Source organism: Ktedonobacter sp. SOSP1-85 (genome assembly GCF_016587415.1).
GTDB lineage: Bacteria > Chloroflexota > Ktedonobacteria > Ktedonobacterales > Ktedonobacteraceae > Ktedonobacter.
Genome location: NZ_BNJI01000001.1, coordinates 1,631,308 through 1,645,917, shown reverse-complemented (window position 1 = coordinate 1,645,917; position 14,610 = coordinate 1,631,308). Strand labels below are relative to the sequence as shown.

Annotated in this window: 13 protein-coding genes; 2 read left to right on the top strand and 11 right to left on the bottom strand. The window is 56.6% G+C overall.

The genetic code is table 11. The features are described from left to right. Positions 1–116: 116 nt before the first annotated feature. Positions 117–2,129: a transketolase gene (gene tkt, locus KTE_RS07030; protein ID WP_201379822.1), complete on the bottom strand. Its 2,013-nt coding sequence runs from the start codon at positions 2,127–2,129 to the stop codon at positions 117–119. A 198-nt stretch (positions 2,130–2,327) separates the two neighbouring features. Beyond that, positions 2,328–5,114, bottom strand: a complete 2,787-nt coding sequence (gene mutS / locus KTE_RS07025; protein ID WP_236600311.1) for a DNA mismatch repair protein MutS — start codon at positions 5,112–5,114, stop codon at positions 2,328–2,330. A 95-nt stretch (positions 5,115–5,209) separates the two neighbouring features. Between mutS and KTE_RS07020 the strand changes: the two genes are divergently transcribed. Then, positions 5,210–5,425, top strand: a complete 216-nt coding sequence (locus KTE_RS07020) for a hypothetical protein (protein ID WP_201379819.1) — start codon at positions 5,210–5,212, stop codon at positions 5,423–5,425. A 10-nt stretch (positions 5,426–5,435) separates the two neighbouring features. Further along, positions 5,436–5,837, top strand: a complete 402-nt coding sequence (locus KTE_RS07015) for a lipopolysaccharide assembly protein LapA domain-containing protein (protein ID WP_201379818.1) — start codon at positions 5,436–5,438, stop codon at positions 5,835–5,837. Between the two features lie 32 nt (positions 5,838–5,869). Here KTE_RS07015 and KTE_RS07010 read toward each other — a convergent pair whose 3' ends face one another. The 9 genes from KTE_RS07010 to rbfA all read right to left on the bottom strand — a co-directional run bounded on the left by KTE_RS07010 (position 5,870) and on the right by rbfA (position 14,598). Beyond that, positions 5,870–7,387, bottom strand: a complete 1,518-nt coding sequence (locus KTE_RS07010; RefSeq protein WP_201379817.1) for a hypothetical protein — start codon at positions 7,385–7,387, stop codon at positions 5,870–5,872. After that, entirely contained in the window at positions 7,380–8,045 is a 666-nt protein-coding gene (locus KTE_RS07005) for a hypothetical protein (protein ID WP_201379816.1), read from the bottom strand. The genes KTE_RS07010 and KTE_RS07005 overlap by 8 nt, the downstream gene beginning before the upstream one ends. 222 nt (positions 8,046–8,267) lie before the next feature. Continuing rightward, entirely contained in the window at positions 8,268–9,680 is a 1,413-nt protein-coding gene (locus KTE_RS07000) for an FtsW/RodA/SpoVE family cell cycle protein (protein WP_201379815.1), read from the bottom strand. 54 nt (positions 9,681–9,734) lie between these two features. Beyond that, a complete protein-coding gene (locus tag KTE_RS06995) occupies positions 9,735–10,184 on the bottom strand; it encodes an FHA domain-containing protein (RefSeq protein ID WP_201371332.1) in 450 nt (149 codons plus the stop codon). 11 nt (positions 10,185–10,195) lie between these two features. Next, positions 10,196–11,068: a DUF3662 and FHA domain-containing protein gene (locus KTE_RS06990; RefSeq protein WP_201371333.1), complete on the bottom strand. Its 873-nt coding sequence runs from the start codon at positions 11,066–11,068 to the stop codon at positions 10,196–10,198. Next, entirely contained in the window at positions 11,065–12,030 is a 966-nt protein-coding gene (locus KTE_RS06985; RefSeq protein ID WP_201379814.1) for a bifunctional riboflavin kinase/FAD synthetase, read from the bottom strand. Before KTE_RS06985 ends, KTE_RS06990 begins: the two co-directional genes overlap by 4 nt. A gap of 212 nt (positions 12,031–12,242) precedes the next feature. Continuing rightward, entirely contained in the window at positions 12,243–13,142 is a 900-nt protein-coding gene (truB, locus tag KTE_RS06980) for a tRNA pseudouridine(55) synthase TruB (RefSeq protein WP_201379812.1), read from the bottom strand. A gap of 17 nt (positions 13,143–13,159) precedes the next feature. After that, complete coding sequence (locus KTE_RS06975; protein ID WP_201379810.1) at positions 13,160–14,215, bottom strand: bifunctional oligoribonuclease/PAP phosphatase NrnA; 1,056 nt, start codon at positions 14,213–14,215, stop codon at positions 13,160–13,162. Next, a complete protein-coding gene (rbfA, locus tag KTE_RS06970; RefSeq protein WP_201379808.1) occupies positions 14,212–14,598 on the bottom strand; it encodes a 30S ribosome-binding factor RbfA in 387 nt (128 codons plus the stop codon). The genes KTE_RS06975 and rbfA overlap by 4 nt, the downstream gene beginning before the upstream one ends. Positions 14,599–14,610 lie beyond the last annotated feature (12 nt).

Genomic DNA, 14,610 nt, shown 5'->3' with positions numbered 1-14,610 from the left:
TGAAGATAAGAGGGAGAGGTATCTCCCCTCACCTTCAGAGATGTGCCAGGAACGAAGGCTGACTATAGTACTCTTGTACCTGACCGTGGCTCCTGCCCTTCTCTTTCTCTCTGCGACTAAAGCAGATTTTTCGCCTTGGCAGTGACATTCTCTACGGTGAAGCCAAACTTCTCGTAGAGGACGCTGAACGGAGCCGAGGCACCGTAGTGATCCAGGGTGACGGTATCACCATCCAGACCGACGTAGCGCTCCCAACCGAAGGGGGACGCAGCCTCGATTGCGATACGCGCCCGTACACTCTTAGGCAGGACACTTTCTTTATACTCGGCGCTCTGTTTCTCAAAGAGTTCGCGGCTGGGCATACTTACTACACGAACGGCGATGCCCTCTAGTCGCAACTTTTCTGCTGAGCTAAGCGCCAGGGCCAGCTCGGAGCCGGTCGCGATCAAGATAACCTGTGGTGTCGTCTCGCTATCGCTGATGACATAGGCACCTTTGGCCACATTGACCGCGCTGGCATGCGTGGTGCGGTCTACAGTAGGCAGGTTCTGGCGTGAGAGCACGATGGCAACCGGACCCTCAATGGTGATGGCGTTGCGCCAGGCCTCGGCTGTCTCGTTCGCGTCACCCGGGCGGATGACGGTCAGGCCAGGAATGGCGCGCAGGGCCGCCAGCTGCTCGATAGGCTGGTGGGTAGGACCGTCCTCGCCGACGCCAATGCTGTCATGGGTATAGACATAGATGGCCTTCTGGCGCATGATTGCGGCCAGGCGGATGGGTGGGCGCATGTACTCAGAGAAGATGAGGAAGGTCGCGCCAAAGGGGATGAGGCCGCCGTAGAGCGCCATACCATTGAGGATCGCGCCCATGGCATGCTCGCGGATACCAAAGTGCATATTGCGACCGTTCTCGTCAGCCGTGAAATCGCCCAGGTCCTTCATATAGGTATTGGTAGAAGGCGCCAGGTCGGCGGAGCCACCGATCAGGTTAGGCAGCTTAGGCGCGATCGCGTTGATGGTCTTGCCTGAGGCAACGCGGCTGGCCAGGGCCTCGCCCGCTTTGAAGGTTGGGATTTCGCTGTCCCAGCCCTCGGGAAGCTTGCCGTCCTGCTCCTGCTGCCACTGTTGGGCCAGCTCGGGATAGGCGTTGGCATAGGCCGCGAACTGCTCCTGCCAGGCCAACTCCTGCTGCGCGCCACGCTCAACGGCCTGGCGGAAATAGGCCACGGCCTCTTCTGGCTCGTAGAAGGGCTCCTCAGAGGCCCAGCCAAGGTTGCGCTTGGTCAGGATAACCTCCTGCGCGCCCAGAGGCGAACCATGGGCCGACTCTTTGTCCTGCTTATTGGGGCTACCATAGCCGATGTGGGTGCGTGTGACGATGATCGAAGGGCGCTCGTCGGCCTGGGCGGCCTCGATGGCCTGGCTCACGGCCTCCAGGTCGTTGACGTCGGCGATGTGCTGCACATGCCAGCCGTAGCTCTCGAAGCGCGCACCAACATTTTCTGTGAAGGCCAGGCTGGTGTCGCCCTCGATGGTAATCTTGTTGTCGTCGTAGAAGTAGATGAGCTTACCCAGCTTCAGGTGACCAGCGATAGAAGCTGCCTCGGAGGTGATACCCTCCATCAGGTCCCCATCGCTACAGATGGTGTAGATGTAGTGGTCAAGCAGTGTATGGTCAGGGCGGTTGTAGCGGCTGGCCTGGAAGCGTTGTGCGATTGCCATACCGACACCATTGACGAAGCCCTGCCCCAGGGGGCCGGTTGTGGTCTCAACGCCGGGAACGTGGTGGTATTCGGGATGACCAGGCGTGCGGCTACCCCACTGGCGGAAATTTTTCAGTTCTTCAAGGGGCAGATCATAGCCTGTCAGGTGCAGCATGCTGTAGAGCAGCATGGATGCGTGGCCCGCGGAGAGAATGAAGCGGTCACGGTTGAACCAGTGTGGATTGCGCGGATTGTGGCGCATGTATTTGGTCCAGAGCAGATAGGTGAGTGGCGCGAGCGCCATGGCGGTGCCGGGGTGTCCGGAGTTGGCTTTCTGTACACCATCCATAGCAAGAGTACGAATAGTATTGATGCAAAGGTCCTCAAGTTGCTTTGGCTGTACTGGTGATTGCTGTTGCGTTGTCATTAATCCTCCAACAAAGAGATTTTATTTATTGTAAATCGTACACTATCGCCAACCTCTTTAATGATATCACAGATGGGTTCAAGATGGTAGATGAGTAATGTACGTTTAGCAGTTGCTCTCGCGCCTGCGGCGCGTAGGGATAGGGTGTATATGCGTAGGGCGCGAGCAATGCCCGCGCCCTACGCATATACACCCTATTTATGAATCACGTTGTGCTTTTTGTTGTAGTTCATAGAGCTTACTGATAGCCTCTATGGGCGTTAGCTCATCAACCTTCATAGTTTTCAGCTCATCAATGAGCGGGTGTGGCTCGGATGCCAGCAGCGTCATCTGCCAGGCGGCGGGCATCGCCATATCGCGCATGGCCTTGCGGCGCGCCTTGGCATCTCCCTGGCGTTCAAGCTCGGCGAGGATCTCTTCTGCGCGGTGGAGAACGGGCCGGGGAATGCCAGCGAGCTGGGCTACGTGAATGCCATAGCTGCGATCCGCGCCTCCAGGCACAATCTTGCGCAGGAAAATGACCTTGCCATCTTCCTCGGCCACGGCTACGTTGAGGCAGCGAATGCGCGGGAGCAGTTTGCTCACCTCGACCAGTTCATGGTAGTGGGTGGCGAAGAAGGTACGTGCGCCACAGCGCTTATTATTATGCAGGTACTCCACGATGGCGCGCGCGATGGCCAGGCCATCATAGGTACTGGTGCCGCGCCCGATCTCATCGAGGATCAGCAGGCTGCGCGGCGTGGCGTGATGCAGGATATTGGCGGTCTCGACCATCTCGACCATAAAGGTGCTCTGGCCCGTGGCCAGGTCGTCCTGGGCGCCGATACGGGTAAAAATGCGATCCACAATGCCAATGGTGGCCGACTCGGCCGGGACATAGGAGCCAATCTGAGCCATCAAGGTAATCAACGCCACCTGGCGCAGGTAGGTTGATTTACCCGCCATATTGGGGCCCGTGATGATGGCGATCTGGGCCTCGTGATTTGAGATGTCGGTATCATTGGGGATAAACGGGGTATCCGTCTGTGCTTGCTCGACAACGGGGTGACGCCCGGCCACAATGTGGATAGTGTCGTCCTCGTTGAGCTGGGGGCGACAATAATTATTTTTTGCCGCGACCTCCGCCAGGCTCAGAAAAACGTCGATCTCAGCGATGGCGTGGGCGGTGTCCAGGATGCGTTCAGCGGCATGGATCGCGATATCCGAGCGCAATTGCGTAAAGAACTCGTTCTCCATCTTATTGATGCGGTCTTGCGCGTTCAGGATCAGCGTCTCGTACTCTTTGAGATCGGGGGTGATATAGCGCTCGCTATTGGTGAGTGTCTGGCGGCGAATATATTCAGTGGGCGCGCGATTCAGGTTGGCGTTGGTGATCTCGATAAAGTAGCCATAGGCTTTGTTGAAGCCGACGCGCAGATTTGAGATACCCGTGCGTTTGCGCTCGCGCTGCTCCAGTTCGGTAATCCATTGTCGGCCATTCTGTGATGCCTCTTTGAGCTTGTCCAGTTCGGCGCTAAAACCTGCACGGATGATGCCGCCTTCGTTGATACTGACGGGTGGCTCTTCGATAATGGCCTTTTCAATGAGCTCGATGATATCATCATTCTTGGCGAGGCGATCAACCAGGCGTACAAGGGAGGGCGCGTTCTCGCTCGCGGTTTCATCGAGGCAGGTGCGAACCTCGGCGGCGGCGCGCAGGCCCGTCGCGAGGGCCACCAGATCGCGTGGGTTGGCGATACGCTGGCGAACGCGGTTGATCAGGCGCTCCAGGTCGCCTGCGCGTTTGAGTGCCTCTCCCAGGCGCGCCTGGAGCAGGGTATCGGTGAGGAGTTCGCTAATCGTCTGCTGGCGCAGTTGTAGGATAGGAATATCCAGCAGGGGCTGTCCGATCCAGCGCCGTAGCAGGCGCCCTCCCATCGGCGATCGCGTCTTATCCAGCACCCAGAGTAGCGAGCCTTTGACCGAGTTCAGGCGTCCCGTCTCAAAGAGTTCCAGGTTGCGGCGGGTGTAGGGATCGAGGGTCATAAAGTTATTGGTCGAGTAGGTTTCCAGCGCGATCAGGTGTTGGAGCAGGCCCTTCTGAGTCTCCTGCACATAGGAGAGAACGGCGCCCGCGGCCCGGACGGCCAGGGGCAGATGGGCGCAGCCAAAGCCTTCAAGCGAGGAGACCTCAAACTGCTTGAGCAGGCGGTGACGGGCATCGTCTTCGGCGAAGTAGCGTGAGTCATAGGGGGTGACATGCCCGGCCAGACCTGAGAGCAGTTTGACGAGGGGCGCATAATCCTCTTCTTCATCCTCTTCTGCCTCCAGGTCGGGAATATCCGCGTTGGCGTTCCCGTTGCTCCCCAACTTTGTAACCTGCTTCTCGCTCATGACGGTGGCCAGCCAGCGCTTCTTGCGATTGCCCAGGCGGCTATAGTGGGCCTCGACCAGCACCTCTGCGGGACTGACACGTGAGATCTCCTGTTGGATGGCTAGCTCAGGCTCGGGTGTGGCAAATTGTGTGACCGCGAACTCGCCCGTTGTAATGTCGATATACGCGATACCAATGGCACCTCGACCGGGGACGACCGCGGCCAGAAAATTATTGCGTTTCGCGGCCAGCATGGAGGGGTCGATGACGGTGCCGGGCGTGACAATGCGGACCACTTCGCGCTCAACCAACCCCTTCGAGAGGGCGGGATCGCTCACCTGTTCGCAGATTGCCACGCGGTACCCCTTGCCAACGAGCCGGGCAATATAGCCGTCGGCTGCGTGATAAGGAATACCTGCCATGGGGGATTTCTGTCCACGCCCAAAGTCGCGCCGGGTCAGGGCGATCTCCAGTTCGCGGGCGACAATCTCGGCGTCATCGTCAAACATTTCGTAAAAGTCGCCCATGCGGAAGAAAAGGATGGCGTCCGGATTTTGGCGTTTAATATTCAGATATTGTGTGCGTACTGGACTCTGGCTGTTGGTCTCATTCGCGAACTCTTCAAATAACACTTGTTTTTTCCCTCCTGTGATCACGTGTCTCAGTATAATTCTATTCTGTGCATGCGTCAATTTGGTGGAAGAAGAGTAGGAAAGGCAGAGCCCTTATGCGAGAAGAGCTTTCGCGCCTGCGGCGCTCAAAGGTACAGGGTGTGGTGGCAGATGACCTGGCAAAGCCAGGTCATCTGCCACCACACCCTGTACCCGAGGTGAGCTTGCGAGCCGAGGCAGGGGCGAAAGAGAAATTAGGAATTCCTGCTAATAATGGCTATACCACTTGTAACTCGCGCCAGTTGGATTATAATATTGATATATTTGATTAAGGAGGGCATCGTGTTCTACCTTGTACTAGTGATGATCGTGCTTGCGGGTGGTGTGATAACGCTCGTTGCGGTCCAGAACCTGAGTAATACAACGCAACTCGAGGTCTTGATCTGGCAAGCGCCAGCGCTGCCAGCAGGGCTTTTGATTCTGGGTGCGTTTATCCTCGGTGCGCTCTTGTTATACCTTTCGAGCGTGGGGTCTGCCATCTCTGATCGCAAGCAGATCCGAAAACTGCGCCAACGAGTCAAAGAGTTGGAACAGCAGCAAGCGCAGTCGTCTCAGCCTCCTCAGGCGCCCAGCGCGATGATGCCGCCCCAGGGGCCTGCTGGCTCTGGTCCAGCTCCTATACAGATGCAGCCAACCGCGCCAATAATGCAGATGCCGGGCATGTCTGGTCCATTAAAGAGCTAATATGTTGTGCCGGGGCCTGTCCCTGGCTGTGTTTAGGTATTCCAGATCTGCCCGAGCACTTTCCGAACGAGGACTGGCAACCCCTTCTTGCTGGTCCCCGTAGCCTCTTCTTGGGGCTTTTCAGGCGCTGGATTTTTTTTATTTTTGCTATCTGTAGTATGCCCCTGTATGGCTTGCTTACCAGGCTCCTCGGCCATCCTGGCAGTCTCTCTAGTCCCTTCAGGCTCGCCGGGGTTTGTGAGGGCTGTGGGCGCGTTATGTTGCATTTCTGCGCCAGTATTGGGCAGATGCCCGGGCTGGAGAGGGATGGTTGGCTCATCTTCGATAGCAACCGGTGCTGGCGACTCAACTTTGCCCTGTACCTCATCTTCTTGAGGCTTTCGTGGAGACGCCTCAGCGCCTGGTTCGGCGCTGGTGACTTCCGGGGATGTGCTCTTCTGGGGCTTGCGACGTGGCACCAGTTCAATCGTGTCCTCTTCATCTAGCCCCGTCACCTCTTGCTCCGCTATGGCATATTCGTTAGGCGAAGGTATGTGTGTCTCAGGTGTCTCTGTAGGAACCTGCTCATGCTGGTCAGCGTTTTCGCCAGGCTCCGGAGTCATGGGACGCGTATCGATCTCGTCCAGAGCTAGCTCTAATTCTGGCTCGTTTACCAGTGACTCTTCCGCTGGCACTATGGCGTGCTCTGGAGTGGCATGTGGCAGCGTCTGCATGTCTTCAAGAGGGGCTGGTACCTCTTCCTCCAATGGGGGGAGTTCCTGGGTAGTGCGTCTGGTTGCCTGGATTTCTGCTATAGGAGACTCCACTGTAGGCTGTTCTTGTATTGGGGCAGAGGTGGTCTCTTCGCTCTCTACAGGCGATGTTGTCGTTTCGGTCATCTCTGCTTGTTCAGGCGCGGGAGCGATGCTCTCCTGGTGCGCCTGCTGCGGCTCTTCAAGACTGTCATCATCGCTCATGAGCTTCTGTAAAAGCTCTTCCGCGGTAGGCACAATCGCCAGGTCATTCTCCTCCTGGGCGACGGGCTGGAGGACCTGGGAGGACTGTAGATCCTGCGAGGCATCTTCATCGTTCATGGAGTCGAGCCAGTCATAGGCCCCTTCGAGGGCGTTCTCGCACCAGCGGGTGTAGTCACCGCGAATAAGGTCCAGCTTTTCACAGCGCTCTAAAAGTTGCGCGGTATGGTCGAGCCAGGTGTCGCCTCGATCAAGCATCTGATCCAGCAGATGCAGATTCTCGACGCCACTGGCTTGCAGGCGCGCAAGGGTTGCCAACGCGATGGGAGAGGGCTGGATCGACTCAGTAAGCGATGCATTATCCGCGATCTGTTGCTGGAGCCAGGCGATTTCCTGTTGCACCATGGCCTGGCGCTGTTGGAGCGTCCAGAGCTGGTAGGAGTGCGTAAATTGCTCAACCTGCGCGGGATCCAGGCGCGCGAAGAGCGTCACCAGGGCCTCAGGCAGGGCTACTGGCTTGCCGATATGTTCCATTTCGGCGTGTGTGTGCTCACGCTTCTCCTGGCTGGCAGCCAGCCTGCTATCGGGTTTATTCATACCCTTCCAGCCTCCTCTCCTGACCAGGTTTTGATGAGGTATCACGGCGCCAGCGCTTCGCCCAGCGCTGAATGGACTGGTTGACCCGATCTGCCTGCTGATCGACCAGGCGTTCATCAGACTCTTCAGCGGGCGCTGTGGAGTTGAGTTCTGGCTGGTTCTGGCTAGCTTCTTCTACGGGTGTGCCAAAGATCGCCGACGCTTTGGAGGCATCAGGGCGCTGACTGGGGGGCGCTGTTTTCTCCGGCGTTGCAGGAGGAACTGTGGAGATGGGACCGTCCCAGATGGCGACTGAGGGAGCATCAGGGGCACGTTGAAGTGGTTGCCTGGCGGCGGGGGCATCTTCATTCCTGGCCTCGGACCTGACGCTGGCCTGCTCACTGGTTGTTACCGCGTGTGCTTCTTCTGTCCTGGGTGCATGGGGAACTGTCTCGCCCTGTTGCTCGATCACAGCAAGTGCTTGTTCGCGCTGATGCTCGGACAAGAGCGCTTTCACCAGCGGATTCGTGTAAATCGGCTCATGATGCTCTGCCAGTGCTTGCTCAAGCGCGTGTGCCTGCTCTTCAAGTTGCTGCAAGACTTGCTCTTGCTGTTTTAATTGCGCCTGCAACTGCTGGTTCACTTCTCTATAGTAAAGCCATTGCCGGTATTGCCCCATAAAACGTGTGCCCCACAGAGAAAATATGGATGTGTTTATTGTGTGATGGAGACGCTTCTCTCCACAATGGCAGTATAGCACCAGGGGAAACGAGAAACAAGCAGCGTGTATGTGTAAGCACTTTGAGGCCCGTAGTGGGTGGCCCTGGTTGACTATGCCAGTCAACCAGGAGGACCACCCACTACGGGCCTCAAAACAATCTGCGCACGAGATTTAGTAGGGTTATATTCCTCCGTCGCGTTGAAGTGCGGTGTTATGCGAGATGCGCAGGAGGATACCAATAATGATGTAGTTCGCCAGTACCGAGCTACCTCCCTGGCTTAAGAAGGGAAGTGGAATACCGGTCAGGGGCATGAGTTTTAAATTGCCTGCGATAATAACCAGGGTCTGGACAGCAAAAATGGTTGTCAGGCCGGCTGCCAGGAGTTGCGAGAACGTATCGGTGGCCTGCATGGCGATGCGATACCCACGATGAATGACCAGGAGGTAGATGCCTAGAATGGCAAAGAGGCCCATCAGGCCAATCTCTTCTCCCAGCCCTGAAAACATCAGGTCAGATTCGACGACGGGAATAAAGCCGCCTGGATGTCCCATGCCAATACCCGCACCAAAGAGCCCGCCGCTGCTGAGGCCAATCAGGCCCTGCAAGATCTGATACCCCGCATTGTCGGCGAAGGTGTTGTCTTTCGTGGTCCAGTGCTGCCAATTAACGACGTCGAAGCTCACAACGGCGAAGCGATTGCGGACATAGCTGAGGAGCATATAGCCGACAAAGCCAAGCACGATAAAGGCGCCAAAGGCTGAGAGTACATAGGTCAGGCGTCCACTGGCGAGATAGACTAGCGAGAGGAAGGTGCTGTAGATCAGCAGGGCTAATCCCAGGTCACTCGCGATCAAGAAGATGAGCAGGGCCAAGCCTAGCATCGTTAGCAGGGGTCCAAGCTGGCGTAGCGGGGGTAGGCGTAGCTTGCCCAGGCGGAGGTAGCCCTGCGCCAGGATATCGCGGTTATCATTGAGGTAGGCGGCGAAGAAGATCACCAGAGCGATCTTGAGTAGCTCGGAGGGCTGCAAGCCGGTGCCACCGACACCCAGCGTATCACGCGTGGGGCCGCCACCATGGCTGCGGATACCGTTGATTAAGGCGGGAAGCGCCAGGATAAAGCTAATTACGGCCCAGGTATATTTATAGCGTCCTAGCCAGGTGACATCGCGGAGCACGGCCAGCACGATACAACAGAGGCCCATACCAAGAATTACCCAGAGCAACTGGTGTGAACCCAGCGTCTCAATAGGGGTAGGTAAATCGGGTCCGATGCGTGTGGCAAAGAGCACACCGATACCGCTGAGGAGACCGACGAGAGGGAGTAAAACCTGGTCGGCTTTGCGGAAGAAGATATTGAGCACGGCGTGCACGCCCAGCAGGGCCGCGATCAAGCCCAGAACTGGAATCAACCCCTGAAGCGGGGGGAGTGTTTTGGTGCTAAAGGGAGCATTGGCATCAAGCGCGGCCTGTTTAACCGAGTTGGCCAGAAGTAGCTGAGTCATGACCAGGATAATGATCAAGCTGGGAATGATCAGCAGGCCTAACTCGCGCCAACGGTAGCGTGACAATGTCCCGGGTGCTTGGCTTGCCATCCTCGATTAACACCTCTCTATCTTGTAAGCATTTACAGTCGTACGGTTTGTTGATTACTGGGTGAGTTTGAATTGAATATAACCAACGCTCACAATATCGCCCGGACGGGCTGGAAGAGCTTCGCGGGCAGGTTGGCTATTGACATAGGTGCCATTGGAGCTGCCAGCGTCCTGGACGTACCAGGAGCCGTTACGGAACCAGACGCGGCTATGTTCTGCGGAGACAACCGGATCCGAGATCTGAATGGTATTGGTTGGGCCACGACCAATCGTGGTCTGTGGCTCCAGGGCAAAGCGCGTGCCTGGCATCAGGTTGCTAGGACCGCTATTGACGACCACAAGATGCCCAATGGTTTTGGCGCGAGCGCCACCGCCATCTTCACCTGTGGCTGATTTGCGCAGGTCGCGTGTAATGGCCAGGACAACCTGCATCAAGAAGAGATACAGCAGGATGACCAGGAGAATACGTAAGATGAATAAGAACGAATCAATTTGTAATGGCATGGGGCCGAGGCTCACCTTCTCTCAAAGTAAAAGTCGTAGCTACCAATGGTAAAGTAATCACCATTGCGCAGCATATGTTGCCGCATATGCGGGGTCCCATTAATAGTAATGCCATTGGTACTGCCGAGATCAAAGATCGAAAAATGGCCATTCTGGAACTTGATCTGGGCATGATAGCGCGAGACGCGTTTATCTTCGACAATAATATCGTTACTTAGCTGGCGACCAATGTTGACGATTGGCTTTTCGATACGGTAGATCTGCTGATTGGCCTGCGGTAGCCGGATTGTGAGCCAGGCCTGTGGCATAGGTGGCTGGGCTACCTGTGGCGCGGGCGATGCGGAAGGCTGCTGAGGAAAATTTGGATTACTTCCCGAGGCGGGTGGGTTGGATGGCGCGGACGAAATGCCGGGCAACTGCTGCCCCTGGGGAAGAGCGGCACGGATTTGCGCGAGTTGTTCCGCGCTCAGAGCCTGGGTAGCCATTGCGCCACCGGCCTGTCCATCAGCAGTCTCGGTCTCGATGCGTACATCGCTGACGCCCAGGTCGCTTGCGGCATGTAGGCGAATCACTGGCATGGTACGCAAAGTATAGCGGCGATGACGTGCAAACTCCACCAGGTGGTTCTGCCAATCGCGGACCAGCATTGCCTGGGTGGGTGTAAACTGTTGATGATCTTTGATGCTCAGGTAGATGTCATAGACGTTGGGCGCAAGGCGTCGCCCCTCGCCCTGAAGGAGGGTATTGTCTTCCATAGCTCGCTCAAGATGGCGCTGTAACTCTACCGGCTCGAGACGAGACGGAAAGAGGCGAGCGAACGGGCGCTCAATCATGCGCTGCATGAACGATTCAAATTTATTTAGCGGGTTCTGGCGAGCTTTCAATTGCTCACACTCCTGAGAGCTAAAATGTGTCGCGCTTGCTGGCTATCAGCTTCAATCTGTGCCTTTAAGGCTTCTATTCCGGGAAAGCGCTGCTCACCACGCAAGCGGGCAATAAATTCTATCACAATATAGGCGTCGTATAAATCAAGCTTAGCATCGAGTAGATGCGCTTCAACAAGACGCTCTTTACCATTAAACGTTGGACGAATGCCAATATTGACTACACCGTTATAAACGGGGGAAATTGCCTGCCCGTCACTTTCTGGGCTTTCTTGCTTGGATATAAACACACGCGCCGCGTAGACTCCATTGGCGGGCAAGAGTTTATGGGGATCAGGACGGACGTTTGCTGTCGGGAAACCAAGGACGCGCCCACGCTGATCGCCATGAACGACGATGCCGCCCACCTGTACCGGGTGCCCGAGGAGCCGGTTGGCCTCCTCGACCTGGCCCTCGCTTACTAGCGTACGAATGCGTGTGCTACTAATGCGCTCCTGTCCTGCCTCTTCCAGGGAGACCGACTGAACCTCAATGCCATGGCGTTGCCCATAGTCTTGCAGGAAAGCGACGTTTCCTGTCCGATTATGCCCGAGGCTAAAGTTGGAGCCGACGACCATGCCACGAATCTGAAAGCGCTGGCAGAGCTGATCCATAAAGTCTTCCGCGCTCAAGGCCGCCACCTCAGGGGTAAAATTGATAACGATAGTATCCTGAATATATCCAGTCCGGTGCGCGATTTGCAGTTTTTCTTCCAGGGTCGTCAAGTATTGGACATAAATATCTGGCCGCAGGACCATAAGGACATGTGGCGTAAAGGTCACGAGCACTGGTTTGCTGTGAAGCTGTTCGGCGAGCGAATGCAGCCTCTGCAACAGGTGCTGGTGTCCACGATGTATGCCATCAAAGTTGCCGATGGTCACGACAATCGGCTCTGAATTAGTGAGTGTTGTTGTGTAGTTCATAGATGTATGTGTGTATGTGAGAGTATTTCTGAGAATTGCGTATAGGCATGCATCTGCCTTTGATGCATAGTATAACTATAGTACCACAGCCCATTTTTATCAGCAATAATATTAGCCATTGCGCCTACATTGTGTCTACGTTGTGCCTACGAAAAATACACTCCTTACGAGGCTGAGCGCCTTTTTCGTAGTCCCCTGGTAGCTACAAGGACCTAGTGCGTACTGGTGGTAAAGACCTTTTTAGGATGCCAATACTGGCGCTGGTCGTCCCATTGCGCAATCGCCAGAAATTGACCCTCCTCGCTATATATACGCGCCAGCGTGGAAGCGGGTTGTGGGGCCTGGACAGATGTCTTGATGGGATTGCCATGCAGAACCTGGGTGACCTGTTCGGTACTCAGGGTAAGCGCGGGATACTGGCGAAGAGCGGCGTCGGCTGGAAAGAGATATTGTGTGACGCTTTCGTCTGCAATGGCGCCCTCCAATTGGTCAAGGGTAATGCTATCAGCGAGGGCAAAGGGGCCACTGCGTGTGCGGATCAGTCCTCCCAGGTGGGCGCCCATTCCTACATGTTCACCCAGATCATAAGCAAGCGAGCGAATATACGTGCCCTTGCTACACGCCACCGCCAGCGTCAGGCGTGGAGGCTCCCAGGCCAGGATTTCCAGTTGCGAGATCGTAATGGGGCGAGGTGCCAGCTCGATCTCACTCCCGGCGCGTGCCAGCTTATAGGCTGGCTGCCCCTGAATTTTGATCGCGGAATAGCGAGGAGGTTGCTGCATCTGCTCTCCGAGGAAGGCCGGTAACGCTTGCTCAAGCTGCTCTTGTGTGAGTGAAGTCGCGTCATGTGTGCGTAGGACGGCGCCCTCGGTATCATAGGTATCGGTCACGACGCCAAAGATAATCTCCGCCTGGTACGCCTTGCCGCTCTCGCTAAGATACTCCGCGACGCGCGTACCCAGTCCCACGCAGATAGGAAGCACGCCGCTGGCAGCTGGATCGAGCGTCCCGGCGTGCCCGACACGCCTCTGCTTGAGCAACTTACGCACGCGTGCCACGACATCATGCGAGGTCATGCCAAGCGGCTTATTGATATTGAGAATTCCGTCCATTGATACCTCTTGTCGTTTTAGGAGTGAGTTGTGTCTGTTGCGTCCAGACTGGCCAGGCGCTGGCATTCCTCGGCTAGCTGCGCGACAATTTCGGGCATGGCCTCCGCCAGGGGGCGATTTACCGTGGCTCCAGCGGCTCTTGGATGACCACCGCCGCCTAGACGCATGCAGAAGGCCGCGGCATCGAATGGCTCATAGGTTCGTAGGCTGATGCGCGTAGTCTGTGTCTCGCCATAGGCTTTGAAGAAGGCTGCTACTACGACGCCCTCGACATCGCGCAGGGTGCCAACACAGCTATCATCCAGATCCTCAGTGGCGCCAGCGGTGATCAGGGTTGCATCGTCGGCGTAGGACCAGATGAGCCGTCCCTCGCACGCGGTCTGGGCCTGCTTAAAAACCTCTGCCTGTAGGCGCAGCTTGGCCAGGGGATGGGTGCGGAAAAGGGGTTTAACCGTCGTTTCCGCGTTGGCGCCCGCGCGGATTGTGACCGCGGCGGATTCCATCGTGCGTGCGGAGGTGTTGGAGTACTGGAACGAGCCCGTATCGGTGATCATACCTGTCAGCAGGCATTGGGCGGCCTCTCCGGTGAGCGGGAGGTGTGCCTGCTGCTGAAAGAGCACCAGTAGCTCGGCCGTCGCGGCGGAGGCTGTGTCAATAATATTTACCTGCCCACAGCCAGTACTGCTCACGTGATGATCCATGTTCAGGATAGGCACATGTGCCAGGAAGTCCTGGTGTTGTTCAGCCAGCGCGCCAAAGCGATAGAGTTCGCCGGCATCCAGGGCGATCACCAGGTCAAATTGCTCGCCTCCAAGCGTGGTCTGAAAGCGTTCATGGCCAGGCAGAAAATGAAACGATGGTGGTACCACGTCGGCGCAGACTGGCACGCAGTATTTGCCTAGCTGGTCCAGCATATGGGCCAGGCCGAGGGCGGAGCCAAGGCAGTCCCCATCTGGTCGCTCATGCGCAAGAATGGCGATGCGCCGCGCGGGCTGGATCATCGCCATTGCTTGCTGGACCAGGAGGCCATCTAGCTCCTGGGCCAAAGTAGGATTCAGGTAGGTCTGGCTCATGCTTCCTCGTTCGTTGATGATGTAGGTTGTGAGGAGTCCTCCTGGTTGACCTTGTTAATGAGGGCCAGGATGCGTGCGCCCTCGGCAATGGAGTGATCAAGTTTGAAGACCAGGTCTGGCATATAGCGCAAGGTAATGCGCTCAGCCAGTTCACGGCGCAAGAAGCCTGAGGCGTTCTTCAGGCCCTGCATTGTCGCGGCCTGTTCTTCTTCGGTTCCCATGACGCTGACCATAACCTTGGCATGGCGCAGGTCGCCGCTGACTTCAACATGGGTGATGCTGGCGAAGCCAACGCGGGGATCTTTGACGCGTGTCCGCATCAGATCGCTAAGTTCGGCGGCGATCAATTCGCCCAATTTCTCTTGACGATGTGGGTTAGCCATAATCTCGTCCCA